The sequence below is a fragment of the Pseudomonas syringae group sp. 247E2 genome, assembly GCF_032587795.1.
Classification (GTDB): domain Bacteria; phylum Pseudomonadota; class Gammaproteobacteria; order Pseudomonadales; family Pseudomonadaceae; genus Aquipseudomonas; species Aquipseudomonas amygdali.
Window position 1 is genome coordinate 260,202 of sequence record NZ_JAWHPK010000010.1, and the last position, 16,296, is coordinate 276,497.

At 58.5% G+C, this 16,296-nt stretch carries 14 protein-coding genes and 1 pseudogene; 9 read left to right on the forward strand and 6 right to left on the reverse strand.

What is annotated here, in order from left to right; translation table 11 throughout:
• Positions 1–59 precede the first annotated feature (59 nt).
• From RYC18_RS12985 to RYC18_RS12995, 3 genes are all read right to left on the reverse strand, one after another.
• The gene (locus tag RYC18_RS12985; protein WP_029240860.1) at positions 60–1,268 is read right to left on the reverse strand and encodes a sugar transporter; all 1,209 of its coding nucleotides are present in this window, start codon (positions 1,266–1,268) and stop codon (positions 60–62) included.
• A 267-nt stretch (positions 1,269–1,535) separates the two neighbouring features.
• Positions 1,536–1,970 carry a thiol-disulfide oxidoreductase DCC family protein gene (locus tag RYC18_RS12990; protein WP_002552091.1) on the reverse strand — a complete coding sequence of 145 codons (435 nt, stop codon included), beginning with the start codon at positions 1,968–1,970 and terminating at the stop codon, positions 1,536–1,538.
• 108 nt (positions 1,971–2,078) lie between these two features.
• Entirely contained in the window at positions 2,079–2,423 is a 345-nt protein-coding gene (locus RYC18_RS12995) for a zinc ribbon domain-containing protein YjdM (protein ID WP_316886214.1), read from the reverse strand.
• A gap of 267 nt (positions 2,424–2,690) precedes the next feature.
• On the opposite strand from RYC18_RS12995, the gene RYC18_RS13000 reads away from it, so the two are divergent.
• The 4 genes and pseudogenes from RYC18_RS13000 (at position 2,691) to RYC18_RS26535 (ending at position 7,221) form a co-directional block, all read left to right on the forward strand.
• Complete coding sequence (locus tag RYC18_RS13000) at positions 2,691–4,712, forward strand: acyltransferase family protein (RefSeq protein ID WP_316886207.1); 2,022 nt, start codon at positions 2,691–2,693, stop codon at positions 4,710–4,712.
• Between the two features lie 65 nt (positions 4,713–4,777).
• Positions 4,778–5,437, forward strand: a complete 660-nt coding sequence (locus tag RYC18_RS13005) for an HD domain-containing protein (protein WP_029240861.1) — start codon at positions 4,778–4,780, stop codon at positions 5,435–5,437.
• A gap of 119 nt (positions 5,438–5,556) precedes the next feature.
• Positions 5,557–6,363: pseudogene (locus tag RYC18_RS26530) on the forward strand (MCP four helix bundle domain-containing protein); the annotation flags it as partial.
• A 69-nt stretch (positions 6,364–6,432) separates the two neighbouring features.
• Positions 6,433–7,221, forward strand: a complete 789-nt coding sequence (locus RYC18_RS26535) for a methyl-accepting chemotaxis protein (protein ID WP_410478367.1) — start codon at positions 6,433–6,435, stop codon at positions 7,219–7,221.
• Positions 7,222–7,292: 71 nt separating this feature from the next.
• On the opposite strand, the gene can is transcribed toward RYC18_RS26535, so the two are convergent.
• Complete coding sequence (gene can / locus RYC18_RS13015; RefSeq protein ID WP_002552086.1) at positions 7,293–7,931, reverse strand: carbonate dehydratase; 639 nt, start codon at positions 7,929–7,931, stop codon at positions 7,293–7,295.
• A 170-nt stretch (positions 7,932–8,101) separates the two neighbouring features.
• On the opposite strand from can, the gene RYC18_RS13020 reads away from it, so the two are divergent.
• Complete coding sequence (locus tag RYC18_RS13020; RefSeq protein WP_005777856.1) at positions 8,102–8,509, forward strand: hypothetical protein; 408 nt, start codon at positions 8,102–8,104, stop codon at positions 8,507–8,509.
• Between the two features lie 9 nt (positions 8,510–8,518).
• Here RYC18_RS13020 and rimI read toward each other — a convergent pair whose 3' ends face one another.
• A complete protein-coding gene (gene rimI / locus RYC18_RS13025) occupies positions 8,519–8,971 on the reverse strand; it encodes a ribosomal protein S18-alanine N-acetyltransferase (protein WP_002552084.1) in 453 nt (150 codons plus the stop codon).
• Positions 8,964–9,767, reverse strand: coding sequence for a hypothetical protein (locus RYC18_RS13030; RefSeq protein WP_005777854.1), 804 nt, complete (start codon positions 9,765–9,767; stop codon positions 8,964–8,966). The genes rimI and RYC18_RS13030 overlap by 8 nt, the downstream gene beginning before the upstream one ends.
• Before the next feature lie 144 nt (positions 9,768–9,911).
• Between RYC18_RS13030 and mksB the strand changes: the two genes are divergently transcribed.
• The 4 genes from mksB (at position 9,912) to RYC18_RS13050 (ending at position 16,141) form a co-directional block, all read left to right on the forward strand.
• Positions 9,912–11,189, forward strand: coding sequence for an Mks condensin complex protein MksB (gene mksB, locus RYC18_RS13035; RefSeq protein ID WP_002552082.1), 1,278 nt, complete (start codon positions 9,912–9,914; stop codon positions 11,187–11,189).
• A complete protein-coding gene (gene mksE, locus RYC18_RS13040; protein WP_005746468.1) occupies positions 11,179–11,886 on the forward strand; it encodes an Mks condensin complex protein MksE in 708 nt (235 codons plus the stop codon). The genes mksB and mksE overlap by 11 nt, the downstream gene beginning before the upstream one ends.
• A complete protein-coding gene (gene mksF / locus RYC18_RS13045) occupies positions 11,883–14,702 on the forward strand; it encodes an Mks condensin complex protein MksF (protein WP_316886209.1) in 2,820 nt (939 codons plus the stop codon). The genes mksE and mksF overlap by 4 nt, the downstream gene beginning before the upstream one ends.
• 173 nt (positions 14,703–14,875) lie before the next feature.
• A complete protein-coding gene (locus tag RYC18_RS13050; protein ID WP_316886210.1) occupies positions 14,876–16,141 on the forward strand; it encodes a right-handed parallel beta-helix repeat-containing protein in 1,266 nt (421 codons plus the stop codon).
• Positions 16,142–16,296 lie beyond the last annotated feature (155 nt).

The following is a 16,296-nucleotide window of genomic DNA, read 5'->3' on the forward strand; positions in this document are numbered from 1 at the left end:
GCCTGAACAAAAAGCTCGCTGATCGCATTGCGCGGTCAGCGAGCTTTTTTATGCGCGCCCTATTTGCTCTCGGCCTGCACCTCGGCAGCAGGCGGGATTTTGCCGAAGTAATGCGTCGTAAAGCAGCACAACCCCAACCCGCCCAAGGCCAGCAGGCCGCCGACAATACCGACATTGGCAACCCCGAGATGGCTGCTGACCACGCTGCCGAGCAGCGCACCGCCACCAATACCGATATTGAAGATGCCCGAGAACAGCGCCATTGCCACATCGGTCGCATCCGGTGCCAGCGAGAGTACACGCGCTTGCAAGGTCAGCCCGAAGCACATGATCGCCATGCCCCAGATAATGGTCAGCGTGCCGAGCGCTGTCGCATCGCCGGAGAGTGGCAATAGCATGAGCAGGCAAACGGTCAGCGTGCCAATGGCGGTGATCAATAGCCCGTTAGGGAAGCGGTCGCTGAACAGGCTGAAGATGATCGAGCCCATGATTCCTGCACCGCCAAAGACCAGCAGCAGAATCGTGGTCATTTCGCCGCTGAGTCGGGACACAGTCTGGGTGAACGGCTCGATATAGCTGTAGGCGGTGAAATGAGCGGTCACCACAATCGCGGTCAGCAGGTAGATCGCCATTAACCGTGGGCGTTTGAACAGGATCGGCAGGCTGCGCAACGAGCCGGAGTTCTGGCTGGGCAGCAAAGGCAGCGCGCGAGCCAACAGGAAGACTACCAGCGCAGCGATGCCGGCGATGCCCAGAAAGGTAGTCCGCCAGCCCAGAGCCTCACCCAGCACGCGGCCCAGCGGAATACCCAGCACCATCGCCAGCGACGTACCGGTCGCCAGCAGGCCAAGCGCCTGAACCTGCTTGCCGGGCGGTGCGATGCGCACGGCCAGCGACGCCGTGACCGACCAGAACACCGCATGTGCAAAGGCGATACCGACCCGACTCACCAGCAGGATTGCGAAGCTGGGGGAGATTGCGGAGAGTACATGGCTGACCACAAACAGGCCGAACACGAACATCAGCAACTTGCGGCGCTCGATGTTGCGCGTCGCCAGCATCATCGGCAACGACATCAGCGACACGACCCAGGCATAGATCGTAAGCATCAGCCCGACCTGGGCCGGGGTCATCTCGAAGCTCTGGCCGATGTTACTCAGCAGACCGATCGGCACGAACTCGGTGGTATTGAAAATGAAGGCCGCCAAGGCCAGCGCGAATACGCCAAGCCAGCTACCTGCTTGCTCGTTTGGAGGTGAAGTTATCAAGAATCGCAACGCCCTGAAAATGTTCCGACCCGAAGGCCGATCGCCACGCATGAACACGCACGCCTGACACCTGTATGGAACCGCGGCTCGCCCCCACTGAAAAACCAACGCAAAAACGCTCCGCTCGACCTTCTGAATCGGGCGCAGTGTGCAAAGTGGATTATTGTGGATATGGGGAGTGAAGCCAGATGACACGAATTCTACGGACCGCCAGAGTGGATCACAACCCGTACAGTCATGACAGACTTTACAAATGACCGCCGGTCGTCAGCCGTCAAGGAAGCGCTGGCGGTTCTCGGGCGACGGCAACAGACAGTGATCATAGCGCCCGAACAGGCGATATCGGTTGAGCGCGATACGGTTGTAGGCCCAGTCCCTTAGAAAGCGTGGAAAAATACCCAGCACTTTCAGCAGCGGCCACGGCGCAGGCAGCAGCCCCATGATGTGCAGAAATGCATCCGAGCGTACGAACACCCGATTGTTAACGATGACTGCGATGGTATGAAAATCGTCGAGCGGCAGCCCGGCCCACTTCAGCAATGCCTGCCCTTGCTCCGACTGTACGGCGGCCAAGCGCAGACGCTGGTGCGGATCATGGCGAATCAGAAACTTCACCACACCATTGCACAGTTTGCAGACGCCATCGAACAGCACGACACATTCATCGGGTTTCAGATACGGGGCGGGGGTAGTCGTCGGCACGGTATTCACCTGTTCAGGAAAAACAGCCCTGGCGCGCCCGGAAACATGAACGCCCCGCCAGTCGAAGGACCGGCGAGGCGTTCAGGCTAAAGCCATTGCCCGACAGAATCAAACCTTGCGGACGAACTCGGACTTCAGCTTCATCGCGCCGATGCCGTCGATCTTGCAATCGATATCGTGGTCGCCATCGACCAGACGGATGTTCTTGACCTTGGTACCGACCTTGACCACCAGCGAAGAGCCTTTGACCTTCAGGTCCTTGATCACGGTAATGGTATCGCCGTCCTGCAGCACATTTCCCGTGGAGTCCTTGATGACTTTCACGTCGTCGGCTGCATCGACGCCAGCAGCGTCTGCAGACCATTCATGGGCGCATTCCGGGCAGATCAGCAGGCTGCCGTCTTCGTAGGTGTATTCGGAATTGCATTTCGGGCAGGACGGTAAGCTCACAATGGTTCTCGCATCGAGGGGTAAAAACCATGAATTATAAAGGGCTTTTACACTTTCAGGTTGGAAGACGCTGATCCGCTGGTGCAAACCTGTCGATATAAACCGGCTTCAGCCATTGGACAGGAGCGAATACCTGAGCTAAAAAATACACCACTCTCTCCTGCGATTCCCTTCTGATCCTTCATCCCCAACGCCTGCGCCCTGCGTTGGCGGTAGCTATTGCAGCGCGCATTTGCCGCCTTTCACCACTTCCTGTATCGAGCACACTTCATGGGCATTCCTCATAACCCGGCGCTCGGCTATCGACCCGAAATCGATGGCCTGCGCGCGCTCGCGGTGATCCCGGTCATCCTGTATCACGCGGGTTTGCCGTTATTCAGCGGTGGATTCGTGGGGGTCGACATCTTTTTTGTGATCTCTGGCTATCTGATCACCTCGATCATTCTTGCGCAGATGCTCAACGGCAGATTCTCGCTGATCGATTTCTACGAACGGCGCGCCCGACGCATTCTGCCGGCGCTGTTCGTGATGATGCTGGTCTGCCTGCCTGTCGCGTGGTTAACGCTCGATCCGTCTGACCTGAAATACTTCGCCAAAAGCCTGGTGGCGGTGCCGACCTTCTCTTCCAACCTACTGTTCTGGCTGGAAAGCGGCTATTTCGACGCAACCGCTGAACTCAAACCCTTGCTGCACACCTGGACGCTCGCGGTAGAGGAGCAGTACTACCTGTTTTTCCCACCGCTACTGATGCTGGCCTGGAGCATGGGTCGCAAGTGGCTGATTGTGCTGCTGATCGCAGCTGCCCTGGCAAGCCTGGCGCTGGCGGAGCTGGGGGCGCGTCATAACGCCAGTAACGCTTTTTATCTGCTGCCTGCACGCGCCTGGGAATTGCTGACGGGCTCGTTCATCGCCTTCTACTTTGTCTGGCGCCCGCGTAGCGTTGATAGCGCCAGCCATCTCGATCAGGCGGCGACGCTGCTGGGGATTTTGCTGATTGGTTATGCCGTGGTTTGTTTCGACAGCAGTACACCCTTCCCTGGCCTCAACGCGCTGCTGCCTGTGCTGGGTGCGGCATTGATCATTGTCTTCGCCAATGGCCAGACCTGGGTCGGCAACGCGCTGAGTTCACGGGTAACGGTCCTGATCGGCATGATCAGTTACAGCGCCTATTTGTGGCATCAGCCCGTCTTTGCCTTCGCTCGTCAGCGCAGCCTGATTGAGCCAGGCCTGCCGCTGATGCTGGCGTTGACCCTGCTCTCGCTGCTGCTGGCCTGGCTGAGCTGGCGCTTCGTCGAGCAGCCCTTTCGCAAGGCCGGTGCATTCAACCGCCGTCAGCTCTTCGCCTCGGCAGGCGTTGCTTCCACGCTATTTGTCGTGCTGGGGCTGGTCGGCTATCTCAATAACGGCTTTAGCCAGCGCTTCGCTGTCGATCCGGCGATGCATCAGGCATTTGTCGACCCGCAGATACGCGAAAAATGCGACCGGAACCTTGATAGCCAAGGCTGGAATGTCGATTTTTGCCTGTTTGGTCTTGCCGACAGCAACGTCGTACCGGAGATGGCTCTGTTTGGTGACAGCCACTCAGAGGCCCTGTTATCGACGTTTGACGCCGCCGCGCGGGATCTGGGCAGAACCGTCGCGCACATAGGTCTGGGCGGTTGCCTGCCCTTGCTCGGCGTGGACATCGCCAAGGGTAACTACCCTGCCGGGGTATGCGAGGCGCTGGCCAATCGCGAGTTTGAATACGTGAAGCAGCGGCAGATCAAAAAGGTCGTGCTGGTGGCACGCTGGACGCTGTACACCGACGGCAATTACGGCGAGCGGAAGATGAGCAAGTATTTCCTGACCTCCCGCACCCACCCGGAAAAAAACCGGGAAACCTCGCGAGCAGTGTTCAGGCAGGCATTTGAAACCACGATAAAGGCCTACCGCGATATCGGCACCGAGGTATTCATCGTCGCGCAGGTGCCGCAGCAATTGATCAATCCCGAGAGCCTCTACTACCGCCTGGCCCGTGATGCCTGGGACAGTGATGCGCAGAAACTGCAGCGGGTCAGTGAATTGTCGGTGCCAGTCGAAAAACATGCTCTGTTGCAACGCTTCACTCGCGAACTGTTCCTGCACGCCAGCCAGGCGAAGCAGATCAGGTTGATCACCCTGGATGAAGCCTTTTGTAAGGACAAGCAATGCCTGATTGGCGATATGAACTCGTACTACAAGGATTTCAACCACCTCAACGCCCGGGGTGCGGGGCTGCTTGCAGGCCAGATCAGCCATATTCTTGACCAGTGACAGGGTTTTATCAGGCGGCATTGTCTGTAATGCTGATACCCGCACAGACGCTTGAGGACCATCGCATGACCGCCGCCAGCTTCGCCCCGTTTCAGGATCTGGCCAGCCTGCTGATCCCGCATACTCATGCAGAGAAAATCGATGGCGCGCACGACGTCTCGCACTTGCTGCGCGTCTGGAAAAACGTCTGCGCCATCCGTGACCGGGAAGGCGGCGATGCCCGCGTACTGATCGCCGCCACGCTGTTACACGACTGTGTTTCGGTCGAGAAAGACTCACCGTTTCGCTCCAGTGCTTCGCGACTGGCGGCAGCACGGGCCCGCGAATTGCTTACCGAGATGGGCTGGGACGAAGAAAGTATCGCTGCGGTTGCCCATGCTATCGAAGCGCACAGTTTCTCGGCGGCGATAACCCCGCTGACACTGGAAGCCCGAATTCTGCAGGACGCCGACCGTCTGGATTCTCTGGGCATGATCGGCGTGGCTCGAACCTTTTACGTATCAGGGCGGATGGGCAGACAGCTTTACGAACCGAACGACCCGCATGCCAGCCAGCGCCCGTATGACGACAGGAACTTCGCCGCCGACCATTTTCATACCAAGCTGCTGCACCTCGCCGACAGCTTTCAAACCGACACCGGGACACAGATGGCGAAGATCAGGCACGACCGGCTGAAGCGTTTTCTGAATGAACTGATGGAGGAAATCGGCGCGCCTCAACCATGATGGGTTACCTGTTTCCGATATAAACATCAGATGTCATAAAGACATCACACAACTGCCCTATAAACGGCTCTCCGAGAAGGTCTGCGTGTTTATAGGGGTTGTGTGCCGTGAAAAGATTTATGCCTCGTTTCCTGCGTCGGCAATCCACAACGCCAACACTATTGCGCCGCTTCAGGATTACCCTGCGCCTGGTGATCTGTTTCGGCATCACTTCCCTGCTGATGGTCGCGCTGGGGGCTTTCTGCCTGCTGCAGATGCAGGAGATCCGCAATCAGGGCGAAGCTGTCGAGAGCGGCGCGCTGCCCAGTATCGCCATGGCCGATGCCATCGCCATCGGCCTGGTCAAACTGCGCAGCGAGACCACCCGGCTGATCGCCAATGCCGACGATCCGGGTGCGGTCATCAACAGCAAGATCAATGTCGAACAGCTCAAGAACGAAGTCGAGAAAGGTTTCTCGGAATACCTTGCGCGTGTTCAATCGGGCACTGAGCATGACTCTATCGTCGCGTTGCAGGATGCCTATAAGGCGTTCATGCCCGGCTTGCAGAATCAGATCACGCTGATCGAGCAGAACAAGCTGGATGAGGCCCGAATGCTGGCCAATACCATGCTCGCGCTGCAAGGCGACCTGATGGACATGCAGGTGCAGTTGCTGCGCGAGCTGAACAAACAGAGCGCTGCCGCCGCCGTAGAGTCAGCAGGCACCCGCTACGAGCAGGCACGAATCATTGCGCTGAGCGTCATCGCCGTCGTGTTGGCTCTGACCCTGCTGCTGGCCTGGCGTCTGAGCGTCAGCATCATTCACCCGGTCCGCCAGGCTTTGCACATTGCCAGCACCATCGCCGATGGTGATCTGACAGAGCACCGGATACCGGATGGCAAGGACGAGACCGCGCAGTTGCTGATCACCCTGGGGCGCATGCGCACCAACCTGCACGGCACGATTGATCAGATCTACGCAGCGGCGACGCAGCTGTCGCAGTCGGTTCAGGAAATGGGCACCATTGCCGAAGCCAGTGCGCTCAATCTGCAATTGCAGAACAACGAAATAGAGCAGGCCGCAGTCGCCGTCAACCAGATGAGTCAGGCGGCCATCGAAGTAGCAGGCAACGCCAGCAGCACCGTGACCGAATCACAGGCGTCGACCCAGGCGGCAGCGCAAGGACAGGAAAAACTGTCGGCGACGATTCTTTCGATCAAGCAACTGACTGAAAACGTACTGGACTCCTCGCATCAGGCTGAAGGACTGGCCGAGCGCACGCAGAGCATCAGCAGCATCCTCGATGTGATTCGCGCGATCGCCAACCAGACCAACCTGCTGGCTTTGAACGCCGCCATTGAGGCAGCCAGGGCGGGCGAAGCCGGGCGCGGATTTGCCGTGGTAGCTGACGAGGTTCGTTCACTGGCGCAACGCACCAGCGCCTCCACCTCAGAAATCGAAGGGCTGATCAGCGGTGTGCAGCAAAGCACTCAGCAAACGGCCAGCTCGTTGCGCCACACGGCAACGCAAGCCAGCCTGACGCTTGAGCAAGCTGCATCGACTGGCGAAGCATTGACCGTGATCATCCATTCAACGGCCACCATTAACGACCGCAACCTGCTGATTGCCAGTGCAGCAGAACAGCAAGCCCAGGTCGCGACTGAAGTAGACCGCAACCTGAGCAGTATCCGCGACCTGTCGAGCCAGACAGCGTCAGGCGCGCAGCAGACCACCGTGGCGAGCAATTCGCTGTCGATGCTGGCGGCTGATCTGAATCTGATGGTGCAGCGCTTCGTGCTGTGATGACCTGCCTGTCGCCAACCAGCCGTCGCAAAAACGGACTGGCTGGCGATGCTGCAGCCTGAGGGCGGCTGTCAGTCCTGCGGACGCAGACGGTACTGCGGCGGCAACTGCTCGAAGCCGCTGATGGTTACGTCGAGGCTCTTCCAGCGACCGTCCTTGATGCCGTAGATGCAGCCATGCACAGACAGGCTCTGCCCACGGTGCCAGGCGTTCTGCACAATGCTGGTGTGACCGACGTTGGCCACTTGCTGAATCACGTTCAGCTCGCACAGACGGTCGACACGTTCTTCCTCGGTGGGCAGCTTGGCCAGCACTTCACGGTTTTCGTAATACAAATCACGAATCGTGCGCAGCCAGCCGTCGATCAGGCCAAACTGGCGGTCCTGCATGGACGCGCGTACACCGCCGCAACCATAGTGGCCCGTCACCAGAATGTGTTTGACCTTCAACACGTCCACTGCGTACTGGATCACCGACAGGCAGTTGAGGTCGGTGTGCAACACAACGTTGGCCACGTTGCGATGGACGAACAGATCGCCGGGCAGCATGCCGACGATCTCGTTGGCCGGGACACGTGCATCCGAACAACCGATCCACAGGAACTCAGGTGTTTGCTGGCGGGCCAGCTTGGCGAAAAACTCTGGGTCTTCCTGCTTTATCGCATCGGCCCAGCGTGCATTGTTATCAATCAGGTCTTGTAGCTCGTTCATGCTTTGACGCCTCGATAATGATGCCCAGCCTTGGACTGGAGTCGAATCCTTCAAGTCACGCCTATTTGCCACTACTGACAAAATTCACCAAAGCTCGTCGGTCAACAAAAAGGAATCTTCAAAGTCATGGCCGGTCCATTTTTTACGACCACCTGAAATGAGGATTTCCCATGAACGATTCACGCCGTCCGTTCGGTGCTGCCGAACCGGAACCCATCGACGATAACGAAGACCGTATGGGCTCCATGGAAACACTCGACTTCGACGAAGAAGATCGTGCCCGTATCGGTGATCTTATTCCTGAAGACGAACTGCAACATGAAATTCCGGATCAGCGTGTGCGTGAGGCAGGCCTGACCGGTGCCTCGACTGACGATCACCATTCGACCGATGACGATTTGTCTCCGGAAACCCTGATCCGCGAAGACGGTGCCCGTTCACCGAATGAGCAGGGCGAAGACGATCCTGCCGACCTGGAGCGGACTATAGTCGATGAAGATGACATCGGTGGTGGCAACGGTCTGGACGAGGAGGAACTGGCAATCATCGACCCGCTGGATGGCAATACCCAGCGCTGACAGCCAGCACTATTCGAAAAGCGTACAGGCCATGACCACAGCGTCTTCGCGGCCGCCGACTGCCGGGTAGTAATCGCGACGCCGGCCTATCTCGTTGAAACCGTAGTTTTCATACAGACGATAGGCTGGACGATTACTGTCACGCAGCTCCAGAAAGCATTCCCGAGCGTTTAGCTGATAAGCACGCTTCATCAGATGATCCAGCAGCAGCAAGCCAAGACCACGGCCCTGATTTTCAGGTTTGACGGTGATATTGAGCAGATGCGCTTCATCGATGATGACCTGAATCACACCGTGCCCGACCTGCTGCGCCCCTTCGAACATCAGCCAGATCTCGTAGGACTTGAGGCCATCGAGAAAGATGCCGCGTGTCCAGGGATGGCTGAATGCTGCGTATTCGATTTTCAGCACCGCATCCATATCGGCTTCGGTCATGGGGCGGAAGGTTACGGCATCACTCATCGATCGATTTCCAGCGCGTCATCAGCCGACGCATGGCTTTCCAGACATCGGCCTTGCGCTCAGGCTCGTCCATCATTAATTCAAGACCCGGCAACGCCCAGGCAGTACCCAGACCTTCGATCTGCAATTCGCGGTTATAGGATTCGGCGTCGGCTTCACCGGCGAACTTCATCGACGGCAAACCGATCAGCCACAGGCACGCACAGGGTTCGTCCTCAAGCCGGGCACCGACAAAGCCTTGCACGAAGTCGCGCGCCGCTTCCGGGCCCTGATCCATCTGGCCGCGCACCAGCAACGGCCAGCGCACCGGTTCGCCGATAATCTGCGGGCTGTCGGGCAGACCGGCAGCGCGCAGCATGTCCTTGAGCAGCAGGTAGGACGGATCGCGGCTCTGAAACGGCTGGCCGGTGGTCAGTTCTACCAGCAGCATGCAACGGCCGGCACGCAGCAATTGCAGGGCAAAACGCGGTGGCGGCACAACCGCGGCCTTGGGCGGCGCAGGCGCGGCCTCTTCGACCGGGGCAACTGTGCGCGTGCTGGCCAGTGACGGACGCGGCACCTCGACCTTCGGGCGCTCGGGCTGCCGGGTGATCGGCACAACGTTCGCAGCTTCGACCGGCGCAGCGTGCGCAGATGGCGCGGCAGCAGGCGCAATGTTCTGCACCTCGACCGGCGGCGGTAACGGCGCAAGCAGCTCCGGACGCGAGGGCGCGGCGAATGGCAGTTCTGTGCGCGGCAGCCAGTTGACCACCTGCATGGCGGTCAAATAAGCGCGGCGACGGGACTCGTTGAGCAAGGGTCAGCCACCTGTGGATAAGTTAAGCGCGCAATTCTAGCGTTGTTCGCCTTTTTGCGCTGCAGCATATCGCCCGCAGGTGAAATATCAGGCGACTGATGCAGTACAATTGCCGCTTTTCACTTGTCAACAGTCGGCCTAACGATGATCGAACCCAAGCGCGTCCTGCGCGCCCTTGCCGAGCACTGGGCGCTACTCGAGCCCTTATGCGAACACTTCGACCAGGGTACGTTGAGCCTGAGCGAGCTGCGCCTGCAATTGGGCGCTCAGCAGCAGGACAGCACCCCGCAAGACATCACCAACCTGCTGGACGTGTGGATTCGTCTGGACATTCTGGTGCCCGTCGCGAAAAGTCCGAACCGCTTTGAGCTCAACGCACAGATCCATGACTTCCTGTCCTACCTGCGCCGCGAGCACCGGCTGGGCCTGTGCCTGGAAATCGAGGCTTATCTGCGCCATCTGGAGCGCCTGGCCGGTTACATTCAGGACGCGTTCGATATTCGCGATGCCAATGATCTGGCCAGGCAGCTGCGGCTGCTGGACATGCGGGTGCGCGACGTTCTCAAGAAGCTTGCCAACGACGAACAGGCACTGGTCGCGGTCGCCGACCGGGCCAAGACCAGCGACCGGCAGATCCCTTTGCGCCAGCGGTATGCAGAAGTTCTGGCCACCTGGGACGAATACGTCGAGCCGATGATTCAACTGGTCAATGCCGACGGTGCTTTCGAACAGGGTGTGCGCAAGGTCGAGAATGTGCTGCTGCGCCTGTTGACCGAGCAACAACGCCTAGGTCATCTGGTCGACGACGACATGCTGCTGCGCACCCATGCGCGCATTCTGGAGATGCAGACCAGCGCTCAGTTGACCTTGCGCCATGCACGCGAGCTGCTGTTGCCGCTGCGCGAGGAGGCACGTCGCCATAATGCGGTGACTCGTGGCGCGGCGCTGGCCTTGTCGGCGATTCGGCGCAAGGGCCTGGACGCAGTGCCACAGGCTGCCATGCCATTGTTTACCCGCCCGCAAAGTACCTTTCTGGGCAGCGCGAGCCAGGTCGAGGCTTACGTCTATGCCTTGGCGCGCTTTGAACCCAAGCCTGCGAAATTCCCCAAGGCCAGTGGTACACGCAAGGGCGAACCACCCCGCGCGCCACGTACGGTCAAGGAAATGCTCGAGCGCTGCGAAAGCGCCCTGCCGATGCCTGACCTGATGGTCTGGTTGCTGGAGCAGGAACCAACCGGCGAAACCGACGAGCTGTTGTACTGGTTCTCGCGGCTGTCGCGGGACAAGCGCTTCGCCCGTGAACGCCTCGAGCGTCGCGAATATTTCACCCGGGAGCACCGCGTCAGCCTGCGCTCCTTTGCCCTGCTCGCCGCAAAAGACGAGCAGCCAGAGCATTCCGAGAGCCCTGTTCATGCATCTTGATCTATCCGAAATGTCCCAGCTCGCGCCGATCTTTCGCGAGCTGTTCAAGGGCTATCACATCAGCCGCCGCGACCCGGAGCTGTATGCCCAACTCTCCAACTGCCAGGACCAGTACCGCGCGCTGTTCAAGGCATTGGGCTACGAACTGATCTGCGACACCCGCGGTTTCTACTATTTCGTGCCTGAACTGGCCGCCGCGCAGGTCAACAAGACCGCTCAGCGTCTGGCGCTGTTCACCTTCATCCTCGTCGAGCATCTGGCCGATCAGGGCCGTGACCCGATGGCCGTGCTGGATGGCGGCAGTCTGGGCCGTGACGAACTGCCTTCGATGCTGGAAAAGTACCGGGACCTGTTTCTTCAGGCGGAAGTGCAGACCCAGGAAGAGCTTGAAGAGAAGATCATGCGCCGCATGACGCAACTGGGTTTTGCCAGTGAAGAGGTCGGTATCTACCGCTTCCTGCCGCCGATGCACCGTTTTCTCGATGTATGCCTGTCGGTGCAACAGGACCGCGATCTGGCGGCCAGCCTGCATAGCGCCCTGCCACTGCCAACGCCTGTGCTCATCGATGACGACAGCGACGAGAAGCTGCTGGAAACCGATGACCCGCTGGACCTGGCTGAATTCGGTGAAGAAACCGAGGAAGAGGCACTTGCCCGGGCAATCGCCGATGAGCAACAACAGGAGATGGACACATGAGCCAGGAACGTTATGGCATCCGCCGCTTTGCCCTGTTGAACACCGCCGGTTACAGCCTCGGCCTGTTCCCGCTGGAAAACCCGCTGTCGGTGTACGGCGCGAATAACCTCGGCAAGAGCGCCTCGATCAACGCCCTGCAATTCCCGATTCTGGCACGCATGTCGGACATGAGCTTCGGCAAGTACAGCCTTGAGCAGTCCCGGCGCTTCTACTTTGCCACCGACACCAGTTACATTCTGGTGGAAGTCTCCCTGCCCCACGGCCCGCATGTGATTGGCGTGGTAGGCCGCGGCCCGGGTGGCGGTTTCGGCCACCAGTTCTTTGCCTATGCCGGCGAGCTGGACCTGGGTCATTACCAGAAGAACGACACCTGCCTGCGTCAGAAAGAGCTGTTCAGCAACCTGGAAAGCCAGGGCCTGAAAGCCTACGAACTCAAGCCGGACGAGTTGCGCCGCCTGCTGGTCGGCGGTCATACCTCGATCCCGCTGGACCTGACCCTGATCCCGCTACGCTCCACCAGCGAGCAGAGCCTGAAGACTTTCCGCGCGCTGTTCATCAACCTGCTGCACATGCGTGAAATCACGGCAGCCAAACTCAAGCAGCTGTTTCTCGATGCGTTCGAGCACAGCCTGCGTTCGGGCAGCGTCGACTACATCGCCGCCTGTGAAGAAGCTTTCCGCGACGTGCGGCGCATGGAACAGGATTACAACTCGCTGGTACTGGCTGGCCCGCTGGTCGAGGCACTGGCTGCCGGGGTCAAACAGCGTGATCTGTTGCGCGGCAAACTGCATCGTCTGTCGCCGATCCTTGATTCACTGCTTGGCACTTGGTCGGACTACTCTGGCGCGCGCAAGGAAGAACTGGTCGCTCAGGCCGAGCATTACCGTGCTCAGCAGGATGAGATGCAGAACGATCAGCGCAGCAGCACTCAGGAACTGATGCGTCTGGAGCGCGAGATCAGCAGTATCCAGCGCTGGGTCGGCGAGCTGTCGGTGCTGAAGAATCGTTTTGCGCTGGTCGATGACGTCAAGGTGCTGGAGCAGCAACTGCTCGCAGCCAAGGATGCTCACGATGAACTGGCCGGTGCGCTGGCCCAGTCCCGGCAGTTCAGCGCCGAAGACCTGGACGAGCGTTTGCGCGACCTGGAGAAACGCCTCAAGTCGGTCAAGCAACAGCTCGACCACGCGGACAACAACAGTTACGCCCGTCTGCGTGAAGAGTTCTCCCAGCCGGACGTAGAACGCCTGATGCGCCTGTTCAACAGCGCGCTGTTCAGCCTGCCACTGGGTGAGCAAGGTATTGCGCTGGACGACGGCGACGCGTGGGTCAAATCGCTGGAGACCATTCTGGATGGCTTCAAGGGCGATCAATTCGCCGTACCCGGGCTGACAATCAACCTGTCGAGTATCGAGCCTCCTGCCCTGCAGGCGCTGGCCGATCGTGCTGCGCTGCGCGATCAGAAAGAGCGTCTGGAAAAAGAGCTCAAGCAACTGAAAACCCAGCAGGCTGTGGCCGCCGACCGTTCGGCGAGCAAGACCCAGACCGAAGCGCTGTACCAGCAGGTGCTGGATGCGCAAAAGGCACTTGAAGACTTCCGCCGTTGCCAGACCTTGAGCGCGGAGGAATCCACCAAGCTGGAAGAACTTGCGCAGATGGAAGCCGCTCAGGATGAACTGAAACGCTCCAGCGACGCGTTCACCGAGCGCGTGCAGCAACTGTCAGCCAAGCTGCAATTGATCGCACGTCAGATCGGCGATATGGAATCCAAGCAACGCACGCTGGACGACGCGCTACGTCGCCGTCAGTTACTGCCAGCAGACCTGCCTTTCGGCACACCGTTCATGGACCCGATCGACGACTCCATGGATAACCTGTTGCCGCTGCTCAACGACTATCAGGACAGCTGGCAAGGTCTGTTGCGCAGCGATGGGCAGATCGAAGCGCTGTATGCCCAGGTTCGCCTCAAGGGCGTGGCCAAATTCGACAGCGAGGACGACATGGAGCGTCGCCTGCAACTGCTGATCAATGCCTACGCACACCGTACCGATGAGGCACTTACGCTGGGCAAGGCTCGTCGCGCTGCGGTTACTGACATCGCCCGCACCCTGCGCAATATTCGTAGCGACTACGATAGCCTTGAGCATCAACTGGCGCTGTTCAACCGCGAGATCAACAAGCGTCAAGTCTCTAACCTGGCAAGCTTCCGTATCGTGCTCGCGCCGAACAAGGAAGCACTCAAGCACATCGATCAGATTATCCACAGCGCCGGGCAATATGAAGAAGGCGAGACACTGTCAGTCTTCGACCTGAGCCAGAGCGCCGAGCAGGACAACAAGAACGAAGAGGCCAAGGAGTATCTGGCGCGACTTGTGGCTGCCAACCATAACCAGTTGGGCTTGAAGGACTTGTTCGAACTGGCATTCGAGATCACCAAGGTCAATGGTCAGCCGGTTATCCACACCGATATCGACGGCGCAGCGTCCAACGGCACGACGATGACCATCAAGGCATTGACCAACATGTACCTGTTGCTGCACTTGATGGATCGGGATCAGGCTGGTCGGGTGCGCTTGCCTTATTACCTGGACGAAGCAGCAGACATCGATGAGAAGAACCAGGCTGCGCTGCTGGAAACGAGCCTGCAACTGGGCTTCGTTCCGATTCTGGCAAGTGTGAAGCCACAGGTCTCGGCTCACGTTGCCATCGACCTGGAAGGCGGCAGCGGGCCTAACGGGATATACATCGATGAGGCTGACTGGAAATACATTCAGCGTCGCGATGAAGTGAAACCAGAGGTTCCGGAACTGGCTTCGTAAGGGTCGTTAGCTGTAGTCAGAAGGCCGCATGAGAATGCGGCCTTTTTTATTGTCTTTGAATTGAGTGAGGCCATAGTGCAGGCCTTGCACAAACAGACTCTTTATTCATTGAATTCACAATGGGGTGCAGCAAACACGCATAGGATTGCGAGAGGCTGGCCTGGAGTGACCTCATGAAAACCATACTATTGACGGTCTTGCTGACCGTTGCTGCAACAGCGCATGCAACCGACTATTACGTTGCCCCAAATGGCAATGATCACGCTGCCGGTACAAAAGCCGCACCATTGCAATCCATCATGCGTGCACAGAAAACCGCAAAAGCCGGCGACACGGTGTATTTTCGCGGCGGAATCTACACCTACACAGCAGGCATCAACAGCTGCGCTACCCGTACAGACACCGTCAATGCCATCACCCTGAACAACAGCGGCAGCGAAAACAAACCTATACGTTACTGGGCCTATCCGGGCGAAACACCGGTGTTTGATTTCTCGGCCATGAAAGACGATTGTCGCGTCAAAGGCTTCAACGTTACCGGTAGCTGGTTGCACCTGAAGGGGCTGGAGGTAACGGGCGTGCCGCAGCAGCCGGATAACCATCTCAATCACGAGTCCTGGGGCATCTGGAACAGCGGCAGCCACAACACTTTCGAGCTACTCAACTTGCATCACAACATGGGGCCAGGCCTGTTCATTCAGAACGGCGGTTATAACCTGGTACTCAATACCGACTCGCACCACAACTACGATCCTTACACCTCAAACGGCGCAGGTCAGAGCGCTGACGGCTTCGGCGCACACATCAAGGCGGGGCATCCAGGTAACGTATTTCGCGGTTGCAGAGCCTGGGCCAATTCCGACGACGGCTTTGACCTGATCAATGCCTTCTCGCCGGTAACCATCGAAAATTCGTGGGCATGGCAGCAAGGTTACCTGCCTGGCACGCACACCAAACTCGAAGCGGGCAACGGTAATGGGATCAAAGCGGGCGGATACGGTGGCAAGTATGTGCCCAACGGCGTGAAACATATCGTCCGTAATTCAGTTGCCTTCGACAACAAATCCGCCGGTTTCTACGCCAATCACCATACCTTGGCGCTGGACTTCATCAACAACACGGCTTTTTCCAATGGCGCAAACTACAACATGGCGGGTATCGCGCCAGACGGCTCGCTGATCCCTCTCGGCCACCTGCTCAACAATATTGCCTACAAGGGACGGTTGACCGTAAACAGCGAAGGACTGGATATGGCCCACAACTCGTGGGCGCTGCAAACGCCTGTAACCGACGCTGACTTTGAAGATGTCTCGGATATTGGTTGGGATGCGAAGCGTCAGCCGGACGGAAGCCTGCCAGTGCTGAGCAGCTTCCATCTGCGCCCCGGTAGCAGATTGGCAGGCATGGGGGCGTTCAACTGCTGTAGGGTGAGTCTCTGACTTCAATACTGAAAGGTATGGTTATGAGTTCAGCAGAATGCAGAGGTTTGTGGAACCCCAGACAAACAAAAACCCTCAACGCGTAAGCGATGAGGGTTTCTGGAATTTAATCTTGACGATGACCTACTCTCACATGGGGAAACCCCACACTACCA

Excerpts from the sequence above, each read along its gene's own strand:
- RYC18_RS13005 (WP_029240861.1), top strand. The coding sequence starts at position 4,778 with ATGACCGCCGCCAGCTTCGCCCCGTTTCAGGATCTGGCCAGCCTGCTG.
- RYC18_RS13000 (WP_316886207.1), top strand. The coding sequence starts at position 2,691 with ATGGGCATTCCTCATAACCCGGCGCTCGGCTATCGACCCGAAATCGAT.
- rimI (WP_002552084.1), bottom strand. The coding sequence starts at position 8,971 with ATGAGTGATGCCGTAACCTTCCGCCCCATGACCGAAGCCGATATGGAT.
- can (WP_002552086.1), bottom strand. The coding sequence starts at position 7,931 with ATGAACGAGCTACAAGACCTGATTGATAACAATGCACGCTGGGCCGAT.
- RYC18_RS26535 (WP_410478367.1), top strand. The coding sequence starts at position 6,433 with ATGGGCACCATTGCCGAAGCCAGTGCGCTCAATCTGCAATTGCAGAAC.
- mksE (WP_005746468.1), top strand. The coding sequence starts at position 11,179 with ATGCATCTTGATCTATCCGAAATGTCCCAGCTCGCGCCGATCTTTCGC.
- mksF (WP_316886209.1), top strand. The coding sequence starts at position 11,883 with ATGAGCCAGGAACGTTATGGCATCCGCCGCTTTGCCCTGTTGAACACC.
- RYC18_RS13050 (WP_316886210.1), top strand. The coding sequence starts at position 14,876 with ATGAAAACCATACTATTGACGGTCTTGCTGACCGTTGCTGCAACAGCG.
- mksB (WP_002552082.1), top strand. The coding sequence starts at position 9,912 with ATGATCGAACCCAAGCGCGTCCTGCGCGCCCTTGCCGAGCACTGGGCG.
- RYC18_RS13020 (WP_005777856.1), top strand. The coding sequence starts at position 8,102 with ATGAACGATTCACGCCGTCCGTTCGGTGCTGCCGAACCGGAACCCATC.